This window comes from Allobosea sp. LjRoot237 (assembly GCF_964253285.1).
In the GTDB taxonomy this organism is placed as follows: Bacteria; Pseudomonadota; Alphaproteobacteria; order Rhizobiales; family Beijerinckiaceae; genus Allobosea.
Genome location: NZ_CAXUQP020000001.1, coordinates 1,340,900 through 1,358,421 on the forward strand (window position 1 = coordinate 1,340,900; position 17,522 = coordinate 1,358,421).

The 17,522-nt window shown below is 66.6% G+C and carries 18 protein-coding genes; 10 read left to right on the forward strand and 8 right to left on the reverse strand.

All coding sequences use genetic code 11. The annotated features are described in order from the left end of the window. Positions 1-71: 71 nt before the first annotated feature. Complete coding sequence (locus ACSQ24_RS06500) at positions 72-812, forward strand: SDR family NAD(P)-dependent oxidoreductase (RefSeq protein ID WP_436093898.1); 741 nt, start codon at positions 72-74, stop codon at positions 810-812. A 164-nt stretch (positions 813-976) separates the two neighbouring features. Here ACSQ24_RS06500 and ACSQ24_RS06505 read toward each other — a convergent pair whose 3' ends face one another. Further along, positions 977-1,783 carry an MBL fold metallo-hydrolase gene (locus ACSQ24_RS06505; protein ID WP_436093899.1) on the reverse strand — a complete coding sequence of 269 codons (807 nt, stop codon included), beginning with the start codon at positions 1,781-1,783 and terminating at the stop codon, positions 977-979. A gap of 158 nt (positions 1,784-1,941) precedes the next feature. Between ACSQ24_RS06505 and ACSQ24_RS06510 the strand changes: the two genes are divergently transcribed. The 4 genes from ACSQ24_RS06510 to ACSQ24_RS06525 all read left to right on the forward strand — a co-directional run bounded on the left by ACSQ24_RS06510 (position 1,942) and on the right by ACSQ24_RS06525 (position 5,115). Next, positions 1,942-2,487 carry a hypothetical protein gene (locus ACSQ24_RS06510; RefSeq protein WP_436093900.1) on the forward strand — a complete coding sequence of 182 codons (546 nt, stop codon included), beginning with the start codon at positions 1,942-1,944 and terminating at the stop codon, positions 2,485-2,487. A 128-nt stretch (positions 2,488-2,615) separates the two neighbouring features. Continuing rightward, on the forward strand, positions 2,616-4,268 hold the full coding sequence (ettA, locus tag ACSQ24_RS06515) for an energy-dependent translational throttle protein EttA (RefSeq protein ID WP_436093901.1): 1,653 nt from the start codon (positions 2,616-2,618) through the stop codon (positions 4,266-4,268). A gap of 182 nt (positions 4,269-4,450) precedes the next feature. Then, the gene (locus ACSQ24_RS06520; protein WP_436093902.1) at positions 4,451-4,741 is read left to right on the forward strand and encodes a type II toxin-antitoxin system Phd/YefM family antitoxin; all 291 of its coding nucleotides are present in this window, start codon (positions 4,451-4,453) and stop codon (positions 4,739-4,741) included. Continuing rightward, positions 4,738-5,115, forward strand: a complete 378-nt coding sequence (locus ACSQ24_RS06525; protein WP_436093903.1) for a type II toxin-antitoxin system VapC family toxin — start codon at positions 4,738-4,740, stop codon at positions 5,113-5,115. Before ACSQ24_RS06520 ends, ACSQ24_RS06525 begins: the two co-directional genes overlap by 4 nt. A 21-nt stretch (positions 5,116-5,136) precedes the next feature. Here ACSQ24_RS06525 and ACSQ24_RS06530 read toward each other — a convergent pair whose 3' ends face one another. The 3 genes from ACSQ24_RS06530 to ACSQ24_RS06540 all read right to left on the reverse strand — a co-directional run bounded on the left by ACSQ24_RS06530 (position 5,137) and on the right by ACSQ24_RS06540 (position 7,672). Then, a complete protein-coding gene (locus tag ACSQ24_RS06530; protein WP_436093904.1) occupies positions 5,137-6,018 on the reverse strand; it encodes an SDR family NAD(P)-dependent oxidoreductase in 882 nt (293 codons plus the stop codon). Positions 6,019-6,100: 82 nt separating this feature from the next. Then, positions 6,101-6,670 (reverse strand): TetR/AcrR family transcriptional regulator, encoded by a 570-nt coding sequence (locus ACSQ24_RS06535; protein ID WP_436093905.1) that lies wholly within the window; start codon positions 6,668-6,670, stop codon positions 6,101-6,103. 87 nt (positions 6,671-6,757) lie between these two features. Beyond that, entirely contained in the window at positions 6,758-7,672 is a 915-nt protein-coding gene (locus tag ACSQ24_RS06540) for a LysR family transcriptional regulator (protein WP_436093906.1), read from the reverse strand. A gap of 90 nt (positions 7,673-7,762) precedes the next feature. Between ACSQ24_RS06540 and ACSQ24_RS06545 the strand changes: the two genes are divergently transcribed. Continuing rightward, a complete protein-coding gene (locus ACSQ24_RS06545) occupies positions 7,763-8,686 on the forward strand; it encodes a hypothetical protein (protein WP_436093907.1) in 924 nt (307 codons plus the stop codon). Continuing rightward, positions 8,683-9,696, forward strand: a complete 1,014-nt coding sequence (locus tag ACSQ24_RS06550; RefSeq protein WP_436093908.1) for a DUF2891 domain-containing protein — start codon at positions 8,683-8,685, stop codon at positions 9,694-9,696. Before ACSQ24_RS06545 ends, ACSQ24_RS06550 begins: the two co-directional genes overlap by 4 nt. Before the next feature lie 178 nt (positions 9,697-9,874). Here ACSQ24_RS06550 and ACSQ24_RS06555 read toward each other — a convergent pair whose 3' ends face one another. After that, positions 9,875-11,020, reverse strand: a complete 1,146-nt coding sequence (locus tag ACSQ24_RS06555; RefSeq protein WP_436093909.1) for an alpha-hydroxy acid oxidase — start codon at positions 11,018-11,020, stop codon at positions 9,875-9,877. A 439-nt stretch (positions 11,021-11,459) separates the two neighbouring features. Here ACSQ24_RS06555 and ACSQ24_RS06560 point away from each other — a divergent pair, with 439 nt between their 5' ends. Then, positions 11,460-13,661: a glycoside hydrolase family 3 N-terminal domain-containing protein gene (locus ACSQ24_RS06560; protein WP_436093910.1), complete on the forward strand. Its 2,202-nt coding sequence runs from the start codon at positions 11,460-11,462 to the stop codon at positions 13,659-13,661. A gap of 136 nt (positions 13,662-13,797) precedes the next feature. Further along, positions 13,798-14,001 (forward strand): cold-shock protein, encoded by a 204-nt coding sequence (locus tag ACSQ24_RS06565; RefSeq protein WP_057190882.1) that lies wholly within the window; start codon positions 13,798-13,800, stop codon positions 13,999-14,001. Positions 14,002-14,175: 174 nt separating this feature from the next. Here ACSQ24_RS06565 and ACSQ24_RS06570 read toward each other — a convergent pair whose 3' ends face one another. Further along, positions 14,176-15,039 (reverse strand): DMT family transporter, encoded by an 864-nt coding sequence (locus tag ACSQ24_RS06570; protein WP_436093911.1) that lies wholly within the window; start codon positions 15,037-15,039, stop codon positions 14,176-14,178. Positions 15,040-15,302: 263 nt separating this feature from the next. Here ACSQ24_RS06570 and ACSQ24_RS06575 point away from each other — a divergent pair, with 263 nt between their 5' ends. Further along, a complete protein-coding gene (locus ACSQ24_RS06575; RefSeq protein WP_436093912.1) occupies positions 15,303-16,712 on the forward strand; it encodes a PLP-dependent aminotransferase family protein in 1,410 nt (469 codons plus the stop codon). Positions 16,713-16,726: 14 nt separating this feature from the next. Here ACSQ24_RS06575 and ACSQ24_RS06580 read toward each other — a convergent pair whose 3' ends face one another. Next, positions 16,727-17,113 (reverse strand): type II toxin-antitoxin system VapC family toxin, encoded by a 387-nt coding sequence (locus tag ACSQ24_RS06580; RefSeq protein WP_436093913.1) that lies wholly within the window; start codon positions 17,111-17,113, stop codon positions 16,727-16,729. Continuing rightward, the gene (locus ACSQ24_RS06585) at positions 17,110-17,358 is read right to left on the reverse strand and encodes a type II toxin-antitoxin system VapB family antitoxin (RefSeq protein ID WP_436093914.1); all 249 of its coding nucleotides are present in this window, start codon (positions 17,356-17,358) and stop codon (positions 17,110-17,112) included. Before ACSQ24_RS06585 ends, ACSQ24_RS06580 begins: the two co-directional genes overlap by 4 nt. Between the last annotated feature and the right edge of the window lie 164 nt (positions 17,359-17,522).

Here is a 17,522-nt window from a genome sequence, read left to right on the forward strand (position 1 = left end):
TAAATCGCTTGACGCGCTGGGGCAAGCGCCTCATCTGTATTTGTATCAATCGCTACAGATATAGGTGAGCTATGACGAAATTGGCGGGCAAGAAGGCCCTGGTGACCGGCGGAAGCCGTGGCATTGGCGCTGCGACGGCGTTGAGGCTGGCGCAGGACGGGGCGGATGTGGCGCTGACCTATGAGCGCTCCCGCGACAAGGCCGAAGCGGTGGCCGCGCGGATTCGCGCGCTCGGCCGCAAGGCGGTGGTGCTGCAGGCCGATAGTGTCGATCCGGCAGCGGTGACGGGCGCGGTCGACAAGGCGGCAGCCGAGCTCGGCGGGCTCGACATCCTCGTCAACAACGCCGGCATCTGGCATTATGGCGAGGTCGGCAGCTGGGATCTCAAGGAGATCGACGCGATCATCGCGGTCAATGTCCGGGCGGTGATCGTCGCCTCGCAGGCGGCGGCCAGGCACCTGCCCGATGGCGGACGGATCATCACCACCGGCTCATGCCTCGCCGAGCGTGTGATGGAGCCGGGCATCGCGCTCTATGCGATGAGCAAGGCGGCGCTGATCGGCTTCACCAAGGGCCTCGCCCGCGATCTCGGCCCGCGCGGCATCACCGTCAACGTCGTCCATCCCGGCTCGACCGATACCGACATGAACCCGGCGGATGGCGAGCATGCCGAGGGCCAGCGCGCCAAGATGGCGATCCCGCGTTATGGCAAGCCGGAGGATATCGCCGGGCTCGTCGCCTATCTGGCGAGCGAGGAGGGGCGCTTCATCACCGGTGCTGGGATCGCGATCGATGGCGGGGTGAATACCTGAGGCGCCCGGTTGCAAAATCACAGCCCTCATCCTGAGGAGGCCCGCAGGGCCGTCTCGAAGGATGTTTCAGCTGTCTCCAGAGCCTCCTGGAGCATCCTTCGAGACGCAGCTAACGCGGCTCCTCAGGATGAGGGCTCGGGAAGGCATTGAGAGCGGGACCGTGCTCAGTGCCCCGGCAGGACGATGATCGTCGGCTTGGCCGGCAGCGTTGCCTTCGACAGTACGATCTCCGGCCGCTCGCGCCGTTCGACCGGCCAGAGATCCTGCGAGCGCGCGAGAAAGCGATTGAGCGTGCCGCCGCCGAAGAAGTGCATGGGGATCATCACCTTGGCCTGCAGCGATTTCAGCACCTCCAGCATGCCTTCCTGGTCGAGCGTGTAGCTGCCGTCGACCGGGAAGAGCACGATGTCGACCCGCCCGAGCGCGCGCAGATGGCCGGGCTCGAGCGGGTGATGGAGATGGCCGAGATGGGCGATGCAGAGCTCGCCGATCTCGAAGACGAACATCGAGTTGCCGTCGAAATCAGTGCCGCCGGAATAGGTGCGGATATTGGTCGGGACATTGCGGACGCGGATGTCGCCGAACGTGACGTCATGGGCGGCTGGCCCCTTGCCGGACGGATCCCAGCCGGGCAGCACCTGCTTGATGGCGGGGTCGGGTGCGCGCGAATAATGCGTCGAATGCGCCTTGTTCATCGTTGCGATGTCGGGCGTCACCGGCGGGCGGACATAGTCGTTGTAGTCAGTCGCGATCTTCACCCCGCCCGGGGTCTCGATCAGGAAGGTGGCGTGGCCGATGAAGGTCAGCCGGACCTCGTCCTTGGCGAGGTTCACGCGCTGGATCGGCAGGCGATAGCTCGCCATTTCCGGCCGACAGCCGGGTTCGTTCGATTGGGCGCGGGCGGGCGGCGCGGCGGCTACCAGGCCGACCAGGACAAGCGCCAAGCGCAGAGCGATCGTCGACAGCCTCATCAGATGCTCCCGCATTCACCGAGCTCAAAAGCTGAGGCAAAAGCCGGGCCGGCGGAAGAGGCAGAGCAGCGTGATGGCGATTTCGTGACGGGAACGGGGACCCTGGACAGCTTGCCGCCGTCGCGCTATCGAGCCTGTCCGTCTCCCGCGAGGACGCGATGTCGATCCCCAATCGCCTCAGATTCGTGGCCCTCCTGTTCCTCGTCGGAGGCGTCGTCGCGTTCTTCTACGTCGTCAGGATCTCAGGCTGGGAGCGCGTCGATGGCGGGGCTCGCTTCGTCATTCCCGACACGGGCGGACAGCAGCATGTGAAGTCGGAGATCCTGTCGCTACTCGGCCAATATGGCGGGATCGCCATCGGGCTGGGCGTCGCGCTGCTGATCGCGGCGCAGGTCTATGCCGCGCGGCAACGACGCGCGGTCCGTGAGGGACAGCTCTTCCCCAAGCCGGTCAGGATGGGGCTGGCGCGCACGATGGCGCTCTTCACCTTCGCGATCATGGTGGGACTTGGGGGGACATTCGGCTATCGCTGGTACGATTACGTCACCAATGCCGCGAGCCCCTATGACGAGGTCGGGATCGAGATCAACAGCCGGCTGCCGGAGAGCCTGCGGGCCTGGGGCTGCGGGCGGCTAAAAGAGCGCTTTGCGCGTGCGATACCGCCCTATGGCTGCAGCGACGCGACCGGCCGGAACTGGCGCTGAGGCATCGGGCCGGCGAATGCCGCTGCTCCGGACCAGCGTGCGGTTGCGGGCTTCCGCCAGCCTCGCTACATACGCGCCAGATTTCCCGACACATCCGACTACCAGTCCGAAGCGGAGCCTGCACGCTTATGTCCCGTCAGTTCATCTATCATATGCGCGGCCTGTCGAAGACCTATCCGGGCGGCAAGCAGGTCCTGAAGGACATCCATCTCTCCTTCTATCCGGATGCCAAGATCGGCGTGCTTGGCGTCAACGGCGCGGGCAAGTCGACCCTGCTCAAGATCATGGCCGGCTTCGACAAGGAGTGGACCGGCGAGGCTTGGGTCGCCGAGGGCGCGCGCGTCGGCTACCTGCCGCAGGAGCCGAAGCTCGACGAGAGCCTCAACGTCCGCGACAACATCATGCTCGGCGTCGCGCCGCAAAAGGCGATCCTCGACCGCTACAACGAGCTCGCCATGAACTATTCGGACGAGACCGCCGACGAGATGACCAATCTCCAGGACGAGATCGAGGCCAAGGGCCTGTGGGATCTCGATTCCAAGGTCGACCAGGCGATGGACGCGCTGCGCTGCCCGCCGGATGACTGGGAAGTCGGCAAGCTCTCGGGCGGCGAGCGCCGCCGCGTCGCGCTCTGCAAGCTGCTGCTGGAGCAGCCGGAGCTGCTGCTGCTCGACGAGCCGACCAACCATCTCGACGCCGAGACCACCGCCTGGCTCGAAGGGCATTTGCGGAGCTATCCGGGCGCGATCCTGATCGTCACCCACGATCGCTACTTCCTCGACAACGTCACCAGCTGGATCCTCGAGCTCGATCGCGGCCAGGGCATTCCGTACGAGGGCAACTACTCGGCCTGGTCGGTGCAGAAGCAGAAGCGCCTCTCCCAGGAAGGCCGCGAGGACATCTCCCGGCAGAAGACGCTGGAGCGCGAGCAGGAATGGATTTCCGCTTCGCCGAAAGCGCGCCAGGCCAAGAGCAAAGCCCGCATTCAGCGCTATGACGAGCTGGTGCAGAAGGCCTCGAACAAGGGGCCGGACACCGCCCAGATCGTCATTCCGATCGCCGAGCGGCTCGGCAACAACGTCGTCGACTTCGAGGAGCTGTCGAAGGGCTTCCAGGACAAGCTGCTGATCGACGGGCTCTCCTTCAAGCTGCCGCCGGGCGGCATCGTCGGCGTGATCGGCCCCAACGGCGCCGGCAAGACGACGCTGTTCAAGATGATCACCGGGGTCGAGAAGCCCGATGCCGGCACGATCAAGATCGGCGAGAGCGTCCAGCTCGGCTATGTCGACCAGAGTCGCGACTCGCTCGACGACAAGAAGAATGTCTGGGAGGAGATCTCGGGCGGCAACGACATCATCTATCTCGGCAAGAAAGAAATCAATTCAAGGGCTTATTGCTCGGCCTTCAACTTCAAGGGCGGCGACCAGCAGAAGAAGGTCGGCTCGCTCTCGGGTGGCGAGCGTAACCGCGTCCACCTCGCCAAGATGCTGAAATCAGGCGCCAACGTCCTGCTGCTCGACGAGCCGACCAACGACCTCGACGTCGATACGCTGCGGGCGCTCGAAGAGGCGCTGGAGGACTATGCTGGCTGCGCCGTGATCATCAGCCACGATCGCTGGTTCCTCGACCGCATCGCGACCCACATCCTCGCCTTCGAGGGCGACAGCCATGTCGAGTGGTTCGAGGGCAACTTCCAGGATTACGAGGAAGACAAGCAGCGCCGACTGGGCATCGATTCCACCATCCCGAAGCGCATCCAGTACAAGAAGTTCACGCGCTAGAGCCCGTTCCGATCAGCTTGCCCCGCAAGCTGATCGGACAAAACGGTCTCTATCTCAAAGTGAGAGCCGGATCCGATCAGATTGATCCAATCTGATCGGATCCGTCTCTAAGCTGCCTCGCTTTTCGGCGGGTTTTGTGTTAGCTAGCCTAGCTAATCTTGCGACCCGCCGTGGAGGCGCCGATGACCGTCGTCAACGTTCATGAGGCCAAGACCAACCTGTCGCGCCTGATCGAGCAGGCGTTGCGGGGCGAGGAGGTCGTGATCGCGCGCAACGGCGTGCCGGCGGTCAGGCTGGTTCAGGTCGAGGCTGAAACACGGACGAAACCAAAGCGGCAAGGCGGTTTCCTGAAGGGGCAGATTGTCGAGATCGACCCTGACTGGTGGAAACCGGACGATGAACTCGCCGACCTTTTCGAAGGAAGCGATAGTCGGGACGATCATCTGCTTGGCCTGCTCAAGCGGGATCAATGAGGCTGCTTCTCGACAGCCACGTCCTGCTCTGGTGGAGCGAGGCCACGTCCGATCGCCTTCGGGCCGACGCCCGCGTGATGATCGACAACGCCGACGATGTCTGTGTCAGCGTGGCGTCCGTCTGGGAACTTGAGATCAAGCGCATGGCGGGGCGGCTCGATCTCGGTGCATTCCGATGGGAGATGCTCGAGGAGCACTTTGTCGAGGTCATCAGTATCGACCGCGACGACGCCCTCGCGGCCGCCAGCCTGCCGCCTGTCCACAGCGACCCGTTCGACCGGATGATCGTGGCGCAGGCGATGCGGCGCGGCGCGACACTCGTGACCGCCGATGGCGCGCTCGGCGAATACGGGGTGGCGATCCTCAAGGCGTAACCGGCGCTGCGCCCGGTCAACTCACGGGCGCGCCTCCCCGCCGAGCAGCTTCTGCAGGGCTTGGAGGTCGGTGCCGGCGAAATCCGAGGAGCGGCTGACCTCCGCCCATTCCGCCGCCTCTCTCTGCCGCTGCGCCTCCGCCTGGGCGAGGACGAAGAGCGCGTCGCTGCCGAGGACGAGATGGGCCGGCAGGCTCTCGCGCCGGCTGAGGTCGAGGACGATCCCGGCGATCTTTTCGGGATCGCCGATCTCGTTACCGACATAGGCCTTCAGTAGGTCGAGTACGGCGCCGACGCTGGGCTGGTAATCCGGCATCACCGCCGGGGCGTTGCCGCGGGCAATCTCGCCCCAGCCGGTGCGCATGCCGCCGGGCTCGACCGAGACGATGCTGATGCCGAGCGGCGCGACCTCCTTGGCGATCACCTCGGTGAAGCCGCCGACCGCCCATTTCGCCGACTGGTAGGCGCTGAGACCGGGCGTGCCGGTGCGCCCGCCGACCGAGGAGATGTTGATGATATGGCCGGCGCGCTGGGCTCGCAGCGCCGGCAGCGCGGCGCGGGTGAGGTTCACGACGCCGTAGAAATTGGTCTCGATCTGGGCGCGGAAGCTTTCCTCGCTGGCCTGCTCGAAGGCGACGGCGTGGCCGTAGCCGGCATTGTTCACGAGCACGTCGAGCCGGCCGAAGGTGTCGACCGTGACGGTCACGGCCACGTTCGCGGCCGCCATGTCGGTGACGTCGAGCGCGAAGGAGAGCAACGTGTCGGGGTATCGGGCCTCGAGATCGGCGAGGCGGCCGGGGTCGCGGGCGGTCGCGACGACGTTGTCGCCAGCGGCGAGGGCCGCCTCGGTGATGGCGCGGCCGAGGCCGCGGGAGGCGCCGGTGATCAGCCAGGTCTTGGTCATGAGATGTCCTCTCGATATTGTGAGTGAGTACTTGCTCATTTAAGTGAATAAATGGGCCCGAGCGGTCCTTCCTTGATAGGTTTCAGGCGGAGATGCCGTCCCAGAAGACCGAAAAGCCGGTCTTCCTATAGTGCTCGTGCCGGCTGGGCTCCTGCGCGATCAGGTCGAGCGTCATCGTGCCCATGGCATCCAGAACCGCGCCGATGAAGCTCTGCGGCTGGTTCTTGAGTATGCCGTCCTGGTGGCCCTGCTCGAACATCGCGCTGATCTCCGCAAAAGCCGTGGCGGCTTTGCTGCGGGTTTCCTGGGTTATCCGGTCGGAGACGGCGAGCTGCCGCAAGGCCTTGCGCTTGGCGGGATACTTCGCGCCCCAGTCGATGAAGCCGTTCCAGAAGTGCTCGAAGCGGTCACGCACGCTGCCATTGGCGGGATAGGAGGCCACGGTGAGCTTGGCGAAGTCAGTCTTCAGGTCGAGATAGAGCTGGTTGAGCAGCTCGTCCTTGTTGGCGAAATAGGTGAAGAGCGTGCCTTCGGCGAGCCCGGCCTCCCTGGCGATCTTCGCGGTCGGCGCACCGGTCCCGAGCTCCGCCACGAGCTTGCAGGCGGCGGCCAGGATCGCTTCACGCTTCGCTTCGCTGAGAGGGCGGGCCACGGATTGCTTCAATCAGAATGAGTGAGTGATTGCTCATTTATCTGGATGCGGTGGCCCTGAGAGTCAAGGCTGCCCGCGCTGGTTTTCTCAAAGCGAGCGCCCGACCCGCTCTATCGTCGCCAGGAACCAGGTCAGGGCCGGATCGGTCGTGGCGCGGCGGCTATGCAGCAGGTCGATCGCGAAGGCTGGCACCTCATAGGGCAGCGGCACGAGCGTCACGCCGGCGATCGTGGCGAAGCGCGTGGCGACACGCCTCGCCATGGTCGCGACGAGATCGGTGCCGGCCACGGCGAAGGGCACGGCCACGACATGCGCGAGCGTGACCGCGATCCGGCGCTTGCGGCCCTCCATGGCGAGGACGGCGTCGACCACGCCGGGCGATCCGTCGCCACCGGCGGAGGAGAACAGCGCATGCGGCAGCCGGACATAGTCATCGGCCGTGAGCGGTGCTCCTTCCGCGGCGCGGTCCTCGTCCCGAATGCAGACGAAATCCTCCTCGAACAGCCTGTGCCGTACGGTGCGCGCCGACTCCGGAAGATGGCCGCCGATGAGGGCATCGACATCGCCGCGCTCGAGTGCGGCGAGGCTGGCGGCAGGGTCGGCGATCGGCCGGACGACGAGGTCGATGCCCGGCGCCTCCTGCCGCAACAAGCTGACCAGCGCCGGCACGACGACGAGGTCGCCGTAGTCGGTGACGGCGATGGTCATGCGGCGGCGCGCCGTCGCCGGCTCGAAGCCTGTATCCGGCGCGAGCGTCTCCCTGATCTGGCTCAGCGCCTCGCCGATCGGCCGGGCCAGCGCCAGCGCCCTAGCGGTCGGCTGCATGCCGGCGGCGGTGCGAATGAAGAGCTCATCGCCGAACAGAGCGCGCAGGCGCGTCAGCGCACTGCTCATCGAGGGCTGCGCCAGCCCGATGCGCCGGCCGGCGCGGGTGACGTTGCGCTCTTCCATGAGCGCCTCGAAGGCGACGAGAAGGTTGAGGTCGACGGCAGCCAAATTCATTTGAACAATAATACCGATAGTAAAAATCGATTTCCACAATGCCGTGCGAGCTGCTGAAAGAAGCGCGCTTGAAACGACCGGACGAGGCGCATGCGAGCTTCACTGTCGCGCCTCATCCCGCGCGGGCCGACGATCCTGGCGCTCGGCGTCCTTGTCGGCCTGGCCTTTCCTGCGTTGGCGGAGCTGGCCCGGCCGTCGATGCCGGTGATGATCTTCACCATCGTGCTCGGAACGCTGCTGCGGACCGATGGCCAGGCGGTCATCGCCGTGCTCGGTCGCCCGGCGCTCTCGCTGGTGCTCCCCGTCATCGTCATGGTCGCTTGCCCGGTCCTGATCGGCCTGATCGCCCATCGTCTCGGCCTCGGTGCCGAGCTTGCGCTCGCGCTCGTGCTGGCGACCGCCGCCCCGCCATCGAGCGGAACGGCGGCAGTGGCGCGGATGCTCGGACTCGACGGTACGGTTCCGCTCGCGGTGACGCTGCTCTGCATGGCGCTCGCGCCGATCACCGTGCCGCTTCTGGCCGGCTGGTTCGGCGGGATCGGGTTCAGCGCCTTCGATCTCGCCTTGCGCCTGGCCCTGCTGGTCGGTGGCGCGGAGGGCGTCGCCTTGCTGCTGCGGCGCTTTGCGGCGCCATTGCTGAGGAGCCATGGCGGGGCTGTCGACAGGATCGTGGTTGCGGCGCTGCTCGTCTTCGTCGTCGCCACCATGGCAGGCGTACGCGCGCAGATCGAAGCGGACTGGCAGGGCGCGCTGCTCTGCCTCGCGCTGGCCTTCGCCGGCAATCTCGGCCTGCAGGGCGCCGGCGCCTTCCTGTTGCCGGGCACGCTTGCCGAGCGGCTGACCGTCGGCCTCATTCTCGGCAACCGCAATGTCGGGCTGGTCTGGTCGGCGCTCGGCGCCGCGGCCTCGCCGCGCATGGTGCTGTTCTTCGCGGCGACGCAATTGCCGATCTATCTCACCCCACGCCTGATCGGCCTGCTAATCAGCTACGCCAGAACAAGGAAGCCAACATGACCGCAGCCCGTTTGACGGAAGAGCTCGCGCTCCGTTTCGCCCGCATCGCGCTCGGGCATGTCGGGCGCGAATATCCCAACAAGCCGGATCATACGCTGGCGGGGCCGCAGGATGCGCTGACCCCGCGTGAGCTGCACCCGATCTTCTATGGCAGCTATGACTGGCATTCCTGCGTCCACAGCTACTGGATGCTGGCGCGATTGCTGCGGCGCTACCCCGGGTCCGAGGCGGCTGCCGATATCCGCGCGCTGTTCGACGCGCAATTCACGCCCGAGAAGGTCGCGGTCGAATGCGCTTATCTCGCGGCTCCCACCGCGCGCGGCTTCAAGCGCCCCTATGGCTGGGGCTGGCTGCTGAAGCTGGCGGCGGAACTGAGCTTGCTCGACGACAAGCGCTGGTCTGACGTCTGCGCGCCGCTGGCCGAGGTCTTCGCGCAACGCTTCCGCGACTTCCTGCCGCTCGCGACCTATCCGGTGCGGGTCGGGACGCATTTCAACACCGCCTTCGGCCTGCGCATGGCGGCGGACTACGCGACCGCGACGGCGGATGACGACCTCGCCGCTCTGCTGCGCGACACGGCGCTGCGCTGGTATGGCGCCGATGTCGATTGCCCGGCCTGGGGCGAGCCGAGCGGCGACGACTTCCAGTCCTCGGCTCTGATCGAGGCCGAATGCATGCGCCGCCTGCTGGCGCCCGAGGCGTTCCTGCCCTGGCTCGACCGCTTCCTGCCGAGGCTGGAGCGCCAGGAGCCGGCGACGCTGTTCCGGCCCGCGACTGTCTCCGACCGCAGCGACGGCAAGATCGCGCATCTCGACGGGCTGAACCTCAGCCGCGCCTGGTGCTGGCGGGCGCTGGCCGGCGCGCTGCCGGAGGGCGATGCTCGCCGGGCGGTCGCAAAGACCGCTGCGGCAGAGCACCTCGCCGCCGGAATCCCGCATATCGCCGGCGACTATATGGGCGAGCACTGGCTCGCCAGCTTCGCCGTTCTCGCCTTGGAGGAGGAGCCCTGAGCGCAAGGGCCTCAGCGACTGTTCGGAAACTCCGAGCCCTCATCCTGAGGAGGCCCGCAGGGCCGTCTCGAAGGATGCTCCAGCTGGTTCCGGAGCCTCCTGGAGCATCCTTCGAGACGCCATTCCAGATGGAATGGCTCCTCAGGATGAGGGCTATGGGGAGTTTCCAAACGGGTTGTCAGGCCTTGCCCTTGACCAGGATGTTGCCGTCGACATCCTGGATGTCGCGCTTGCCGCAGAGGGCCATGGTGATGTCCATCTCCTTGCGGATGATCTCGAGCGCGAGCCTGACGCCCTCCTCGCCCATGGCGCCGAGCCCATAGAGGAAGGGGCGGCCGATCAGCACGCCGCGGGCGCCGAGCGCCACCGCCTTGAGCACATCCTGGCCGGAGCGGATGCCGCCATCCATCCAGACCTCCATGCGCCCTCCGACCTGCTCGACGATGCCGGGCAGGGCTGCGATCGAGGACACCGCGCCGTCGAGCTGGCGCCCGCCATGGTTGGAGACGATCAGCGCATCGGCGCCGCTCCCTGCCGCGAGCTCGGCATCCTCGGCGTCGAGGATGCCCTTCAGGATCAGCTTGCCGCCCCAGCGGTCCTTGATCCACTTGACGTCGTCCCAGCTCAGCGTCGGGTCGAACTGCTCGGCCGTCCAGGCCGAGAGCGAGGTCATGTCGCCGACGCCGCTGGCGTGGCCGACGATGTTGCCGAAGCTGCGCCGCCTGGTGCCGAGCATGCCCAGGCACCAGCGCGGCTTCAAGGCGAGGTTGATCAGGTTGGCGAGTGTCGGCTTCGGCGGAGCGGAGAGGCCGTTGCGGATGTCCTTGTGGCGCTGGCCGAGGATCTGCAGGTCGAGCGTCAGCATTAATGCCGAGCAGCCGGCCGCCTTGGCGCGGTCGATCAGGCGCTCGATGAAGGCGCGGTCGCGCATCACATAGAGCTGGAACCAGAACGGCTTGTCGGTGTTCTCGGCGACGTCCTCGATCGAGCAGACGCTCATGGTCGAAAGCGTGAAGGGCACGCCGGCCTTGGCGGCAGCCCTGGCGGCGAGGATCTCGCCATCGGCGTGCTGCATGCCGGCGATGCCGGTCGGCGCAAGCGCCACCGGCATCGAGACCTGCTCGCCGATCATGGTCGAGGCCAGAGTGCGATTGGTCATGTCGACGGCGACGCGCTGGCGCAGCTTGATCCCGGCGAAGTCGGCCTCGTTGGCGCGGTAGGTGCTCTCGGTCCAGGCGCCGGAATCGGCGTAATCATAGAACATGCGCGGCACGCGGCGCTTCGCCAGAAGGCGCAAATCCTCGATGGTCAGAAGCTGGGCCATGCTCGCCAAATCCCGCGTTTTCTCCGTTCGCTCGGTCGCATGGAACGGGACGGGAGGCAACCGGGGAGGCCATGCGCCCGAGGGCGATCGTTTGAACGGCAGTATCACTCTCGCCTGTAGCTAGCGGGAGCCCTCCCCCCTTGTGGGGGAGGGTTGGGAGGGGGGTATCGCACCCGCAGTCCCTGCTGCGCCGAGCTCGGCGTAAGTCGAGGGTGGCATACCCCCCTCTCTAGCTCTCCCCCACAAGGGGGGAGAGAACAGGTCGCGGCTCCCCAGCGAGCCGTGCACATCTTCGAGCGATTGCCCTGCTGCGCGCCCTGGCATTCCGGCGTCGCTTCAGACCTTGTTCATCGCAATGCGGCGATGGCAGCGGTTGAGCCCGGCGGCCCGATCCTGTAGGGCCGCTTCTACCCTCCGTCTGCTCAGCGAGACCTCAATCATGCTTCTGCGGCTCGTCGCTGCATTCCTGTTCTGCGGCCTTGCGACCTTCGCCCATGCGCAGCAGCAGGGCGTCGGCTGGAAGCAGGGCCGCGAGGCCACCGAGATCGAGCGCAAGATCACCGCGCTGATCGGCAGGATGACGCTGGAGGAGAAGGTCGGCCAGCTCCATCTCTCCGGGCGTGGCGAAGGCTTCGATATCGAGCAGGTCAAGGCCGGCCGCATGGGCGCCGTGATGAACTTCGTCGTGCCGCAGGAGGTCCGGCAGGTCCAGGAGGCCGTCAGGCAGTCGCGCCTGAAGATCCCGCTGATCATCGGGCTCGACGCCGTCCACGGCTTCTCGACCTATTTTCCGCTGCCGCTTGGCCAGGCGTCGAGCTGGAATCCGCAACTGATCGAGCAGGCGGCCTACTGGACCGGGCGCGAGGCGCGCGCCGCCGGCGTCAACTGGACCTTCGCGCCGATGGTCGACATCTCGCGCGATCCGCGCTGGGGCCGCGTGCTGGAGGGTGCCGGCGAAGACGCCTATCTCGCCAGCGTGATCGCGGCGGCGCGCACCCGGGGCTACCAGCGCGGCGGGGTGGCCGCGACGGTGAAGCACTTCGTCGGCTATGGCGCCGCCGAAGGTGGGCGCGACTACAACTCGACCTGGATCCCGACGAGCCAGCTGCACGATCTCTTCCTGCCGCCGTTCAAGGCCGCCTTCGACACCGGGGCGATGACGGCGATGGCGGCGTTCAACGCGCTGAATGGCATGCCGACGACCGCTCATCGCGGCATGCTGACCGACCTGCTGCGCGGGCAATGGGGCTTTCGCGGCTTCGTCACCTCGGATTTCGGCTCGATCACCGAACTGCGCCTGCATGGCATCGCCAAGGACGATGCCGAGGCGGCGCGCAAGGCGCTGCTCGCCGGCATCGACATGGACATGATGGGCGACGTCTACCACAAGCACCTCGCGGGCGAGGTGAAGGCCGGGCGCGTGCCGATGAAGGCGCTCGACGAGGCGGTGCGGCGCGTGCTGCGGGTCAAATTCCATCTCGGCCTGTTCGAGAGGCAGGATGTCGATGTCGCCGCGGCGCCTTCGCTGATGCAGACCGAAGAGGCGCGCAAGGTCGCGCGGCAGGCGGCGCGCGAGGGCGTGATCCTGCTCAGGAACGACAAGCAGACGCTGCCGATCGCACCGGCGGTCAAATCCGTCGCGGTGATCGGCGCCATGGCGGTGCCCGAGGACGAGCGGGTCTGGACCGATCCGGCCGGTTTGGGGCGCCGCGTCGTCCAGCCGCTGCCCGAGGCGCTGCGCGAGCAGTTGCCCTCAGATGTCACGGTCGCCTACGAGCCCGCCTTCGCCAAGGCCTGCGGCACCGAGTTCAAGGACAAGGACGCTGCCGTGAAGGCGGCCGCGGCCGCCGACCTCGTCGTCGCCATGCTCGGTGAGGATTGCGAGTTCATGGGCGAGGGCGCCTCGCGCACCGATCTCGGGCTGCCGGGTGTGCAGCAGGCGCTGCTCGAGGCGCTGGTCGCGACCGGCAAGCCGGTGGTGCTGGTGCTGGCGACGGCGCGGCCGCTGGTCCTGACCTGGGCCGACAGCCACGTCGCCGCGATCGTGCAGACCTTCCATGGCGGCACCGAGGGGCGCGCCGCGATCGCCGAGGTGCTGGCCGGCAAGGTCAACCCGGCGGGGCGCACGCCGATGAGCTTCCCGCGCTCGGTCGGGCAGATCCCGGTTTATTACGACCAGCTGCCGACCGGCCGGCCGCAGAAGATCCGCCAGCGCTACGAGTCGATCTACATGGATGAGGCCAACGAGGCGCTCTACCCGTTCGGCTTCGGGCTGTCCTATAGCCGCTTCGCCTATGCCAATCCGCGGGTGATGAATGCCCGGGTGCCGTTCAATGGCGCGACCGAGGTCGCCGTCGACGTGACCAATCAGGGTGATCGCGACGGCCAGGAAGTCGTACAGCTTTATATCCGCCAGCCGGTGGCCGAGCGCTCCCGCCCGCTGCGCCTGCTCAAGGGCTTCGACAAGATCGCGCTCAAGGCCGGGGAGACGAAAACGGTCACGTTCCGGCTGGAGGGCAGGGCTCTCGGCGGCCATGACGATGCCGGCCGCTACCAGCTCGACCCCGGCACGATCGAGGTTTATCTCGGTGGTTCCTCGCTGGCTGTGGCCAAGACGCAGTTCGAACTGACGAAGCCTTGACCCGACGTTACGGCACCCACCGTTGCTTTCATCTCGACAAGCTTGCGTTTTCGGTCAATCCTTGCTGCGCGGGGCCTTTTCGACGTCGTTGCCGAGGGGCTCCGTTGCGACCACGGATGCTCCAAGGGATGCGGCGATGGCGACCGGAACCGTTAAATGGTTCAATACCGAGAAGGGCTACGGCTTCATTCAACCTGCTGATGGCGGCAAGGATGTGTTCGTGCACATCACGGCCGTCAAGGAAGCGGGCCTGATGTCCCTGACCGAGGGACAGAAGCTCTCCTTCGACCTGAAGACCGAGCGCGGCAAGACCGCTGCAGGCGACCTGAAGCTGCTCTGAGGCGGCTGCGGGCTTGATAGAGGTGACGAAGGCTGCGCCTGCGGCAGTGAAGACTGCGCTCAAAGCCGACAGGCTCGTCGCCAGATTGACAACCGGCCCTGACCGGCACGGCGGCCATGCGTTCGTGACAAGGCGCGCGGCTGCCCTCGATTTTGGCTTCTGCGGCCGCCCGATCTACCGCGCGTAGCGCCTTGCGCCCGCGACGCAGAGGACGACGGCGGCCGAGGTCGCGACCATCTGCCAGCCGACCGCCTCGCCAAGCAGCAGTCCGGCCAGCGCCAGGCCGAAGAAGGGCTGCAGCAATTGCAGCTGTCCGACCGCGGCGATGCCGCCCTGGGCGAGGCCGCGATACCAGAAGACGAAGCCGATCAGCATGCTGAACAGCGAGACATAGGCCAGGCCGAGCCAGGCGGGGCCGCCGGCCTCTGCGAACGAGGCCGGCAAGGTCAGCAGCGTCAGGCCGGCCATGATCGGCAGCGACAGCACCAGCGCCCAGGAGATCACCTGCCAGCCGCCGAGATGGCGCGACAGCCGCCCACCCTCGGCATAGCCGAGACCGCAGATGATGACCGCGGCGAGCATCAGGAGGTCGCCGATCGGGGAGGCGGCGATCCCTTGCGTCCAGGCGAAGCCGACGACACAGAAGCTGCCGAGGATGGCGAAGAGCCAGAAGGCCGGGCGCGGCCGCTCGCCACCGCGCAGCACGCCGAAGATCGCGGTCGCCAGCGGCAGGAGGCCGATGAAGACGATCGAATGGGCGGAGGTGACGTGCTTCAGCGCCAGCGCGGTCAGCAGCGGAAAGCCGACGACGACGCAGAGCGCGACCACGGCGAGCGGCAGGAGGTCGGCCGGTGCAGGCCGCTTCTGCCGCAGTGCCAGCAGGAGCGCGAGCCCGAGCAGGCCGGCAATGGCGGCGCGTGCGACGGTGAGGAAGACCGGATCGAAATCGGCGACGGCGACGCGGGTCGCCGGCAGCGAGCCGCTGAAGATGACGACGCCGATGAAGCCGTTGAGCAGGCCGTTCGCAGTCCGGTCCATGATACCTCCTGAGGCCGGCCGACACCTCCAGCCCTCATCCTGAGGAGGCCGCATGGCGGCCGTCTCGAAGGATGATCCAGGAGGTTCGGGAACCAGTTGGAGCATCCTTCGAGACGCGATCTGCGATCGCTCCTCAGGATGAGGGCTGTGGAAGGGCAGGCAGACTCTTTCGCCGTTCTGCATGCGGCGCAGACTTACAAATTTCCAGAGACAGTCCGGTACAGTTCGGCCAAACTGTGCTGATGCTGGAAGCAGGACAGATTATGGGTTCCGCCGATTCCGCGGCGCCTGGCGACACCCTCGTCGGGCGCGTCATGGCGACGATCCGGCAGCGGATCGCCGGGCGAACGCTGGCGCCGGGGGCGAAGCTGCCCTCGATCCGCGGTCTTGCCGAGAGCATGGGCGTGTCGAAATCGACCGTGGTCGAGGCCTATGAGCGGCTGGCTGCGGAGGGAGCGATCCAGGCCAGGCGCGGCTCCGGCTTCTATGTCCGGCGCCTGCCACCGCTCTCGCTCGCCGATGTCGCACCAAAGCTCGATCGGGCCGTCGATCCGCTCTGGATCTCCAGGCAATCGCTCGATGCCGGTGTCGGCAGCCTCAGGCCAGGCTGTGGCTGGCTGCCGCCTGACTGGATGCCGGAAGCCTCGATCCGCCAGGCGTTGCGCCGGCTCAGCCGGGCCGAGGCCGGGACATTAGCCGAATACGGCACGCCACTCGGCTTGCCGGCACTGCGCCACCTGCTCGCCCATCGCCTGGCCGAACGCGGCGTCGAGGCCGCGCCGGATCAGATCGTCCTGACCGAGTCCGGCACGCAGGCGATCGACCTCGTCTGCCGCTTCCTGCTCGAGCCCGGCGACACGGTGCTGGTCGACGATCCCTGCTATTTCAATTTCAATGCGCTGTTGCGGGCGCACCGTGCGAAGATCGTCAGCGTGCCCTATACGCCGTCGGGGCCTGACCTTGCCCTGTTCGCGCAGGCGCTGACTGAGCACCGGCCGCGGCTCTATGTCACCAACTGCGCCCTGCACAACCCGACCGGCGCGACGCTCTCGGCCGCGACCGCGCATCGCCTGCTCAAGCTCGCGGAGCAGGCTGGGCTGACCATCGTCGAGGACGACATCTTCGGTGATCTCGAGCCGGAGGCGGCGCCGCGGCTCGCCGGGCTCGACGGTCTGGAGCGGGTGATCCAGATCGGCAGCTTCTCCAAGACGCTGTCGGCTTCGGTCCGATGCGGCTACATCGCGGCACGGCGCGACTGGGTCGAGGGGCTGATCGACCTCAAGGTCGCGCTCTCCTTCGGCGGCGGGCGGCTCGCGGCCGAACTGGTGCTCGACCTCTTGAAGGACGGCAGCTATCGCCGGCATGTCGAGGCGCTGCGACAACGCCTGGGGCGGGCCATGGCAGAGACGCGGGGCCGGCTCGCCGAGCTTGGCATCGAGCCCTGGCTGACGCCGCGCGGTGGGCTGTTCCTGTGGTGCCGTTTGCCCGGCGAGCTCGACGGCGCCGAGATCGCCCGGCATGCGCTCGGCGAGGGGGTCGTGCTCGCGCCGGGCAACGCCTTCAGCCTGTCGCGGACGGCCCGGCATTTCATGCGCTTCAACGTGGCGCAGGCCGCCGATCCCAGGATTTTCACCGTGCTGCGCGAGGCGATGCGGGCGGCTGCGCGGTCTTGATCCGAAGCGGATCGTTACGCCGCCTGAATGTCGGTTTGCGAGAAATCGTTGCCCTTGAAGAGCAGGGGCTCTCCATAGGCTTTCGCGAGGGCATAGGCGAAACAATCGCCGAAGTTCAGCCCCGCCTGGTGGCGACCCTTGCCGAAATCGAGGAAAGCCTGACGCGCCAGATCACCGTGCTCCACGGACACCGGCTCGATGATGATCCCGGCACGCCGGAAGAACGCTTCGGCTTGGCGCATTCCCTCGGGGCCGAGCTGATGTTCGATGACCATCGACAGCTCCACATAATTCGCAACGCTGATCCGGCTCGTTTCGGCCGCGTGGATGCGCTTGACGAAGGCTTCGGCTTCGGGCTCGCGATACAGGATCGCGACGAGCGCCGATGTATCGATGATCATTTCGGGATACCGCTTTCGTCATAAAGCAGCTCCGCATGGTCGGCATATGGGCGTTTCACGTTGGCAGCGGCGCGTTCGGCAATCAGCAGAAGCTCCTCGACGCTTGCGCGGCCCTTTTGCCGTTCGATCTTGTTCCAGCGCTCTCGCAAGGCTTCGGTCACAACCCGGGTCATGCTTTCGCCAGTGGCATGAGAGATCGCCTGGGCGAGGCGATGGGCTTCGGGATCTTTGATGCTGAGACTCATCGCGGTCTTCTTTCTAGAAATTATCCAGATTTTCTACCATTCTACCGCAAGTCCGGTTGGTTTCAAGTGACTGCGCTCCTCCTCTTGGCCATGCCCCGTTGATGTCGGCTGGTGATGCGAGCTTGCATTCTCGCTGAGTCTGACATAAAGATATCTTTATATCT

Excerpts from the sequence above, each read along its gene's own strand:
- ACSQ24_RS06540 (WP_436093906.1), bottom strand. The coding sequence starts at position 7,672 with ATGAATTTGGCTGCCGTCGACCTCAACCTTCTCGTCGCCTTCGAGGCG.
- ACSQ24_RS06575 (WP_436093912.1), top strand. The coding sequence starts at position 15,303 with ATGGGTTCCGCCGATTCCGCGGCGCCTGGCGACACCCTCGTCGGGCGC.
- ACSQ24_RS06505 (WP_436093899.1), bottom strand. The coding sequence starts at position 1,783 with ATGAGGCTGTCGACGATCGCTCTGCGCTTGGCGCTTGTCCTGGTCGGC.
- ACSQ24_RS06525 (WP_436093903.1), top strand. The coding sequence starts at position 4,738 with ATGAGGCTGCTTCTCGACAGCCACGTCCTGCTCTGGTGGAGCGAGGCC.
- ACSQ24_RS06585 (WP_436093914.1), bottom strand. The coding sequence starts at position 17,358 with ATGAGTCTCAGCATCAAAGATCCCGAAGCCCATCGCCTCGCCCAGGCG.
- ACSQ24_RS06500 (WP_436093898.1), top strand. The coding sequence starts at position 72 with ATGACGAAATTGGCGGGCAAGAAGGCCCTGGTGACCGGCGGAAGCCGT.
- ACSQ24_RS06545 (WP_436093907.1), top strand. The coding sequence starts at position 7,763 with ATGCGAGCTTCACTGTCGCGCCTCATCCCGCGCGGGCCGACGATCCTG.
- ettA (WP_436093901.1), top strand. The coding sequence starts at position 2,616 with ATGTCCCGTCAGTTCATCTATCATATGCGCGGCCTGTCGAAGACCTAT.
- ACSQ24_RS06550 (WP_436093908.1), top strand. The coding sequence starts at position 8,683 with ATGACCGCAGCCCGTTTGACGGAAGAGCTCGCGCTCCGTTTCGCCCGC.
- ACSQ24_RS06510 (WP_436093900.1), top strand. The coding sequence starts at position 1,942 with ATGTCGATCCCCAATCGCCTCAGATTCGTGGCCCTCCTGTTCCTCGTC.
- ACSQ24_RS06580 (WP_436093913.1), bottom strand. The coding sequence starts at position 17,113 with ATGATCATCGATACATCGGCGCTCGTCGCGATCCTGTATCGCGAGCCC.
- ACSQ24_RS06560 (WP_436093910.1), top strand. The coding sequence starts at position 11,460 with ATGCTTCTGCGGCTCGTCGCTGCATTCCTGTTCTGCGGCCTTGCGACC.
- ACSQ24_RS06565 (WP_057190882.1), top strand. The coding sequence starts at position 13,798 with ATGGCGACCGGAACCGTTAAATGGTTCAATACCGAGAAGGGCTACGGC.
- ACSQ24_RS06530 (WP_436093904.1), bottom strand. The coding sequence starts at position 6,018 with ATGACCAAGACCTGGCTGATCACCGGCGCCTCCCGCGGCCTCGGCCGC.
- ACSQ24_RS06570 (WP_436093911.1), bottom strand. The coding sequence starts at position 15,039 with ATGGACCGGACTGCGAACGGCCTGCTCAACGGCTTCATCGGCGTCGTC.
- ACSQ24_RS06520 (WP_436093902.1), top strand. The coding sequence starts at position 4,451 with ATGACCGTCGTCAACGTTCATGAGGCCAAGACCAACCTGTCGCGCCTG.
- ACSQ24_RS06555 (WP_436093909.1), bottom strand. The coding sequence starts at position 11,020 with ATGGCCCAGCTTCTGACCATCGAGGATTTGCGCCTTCTGGCGAAGCGC.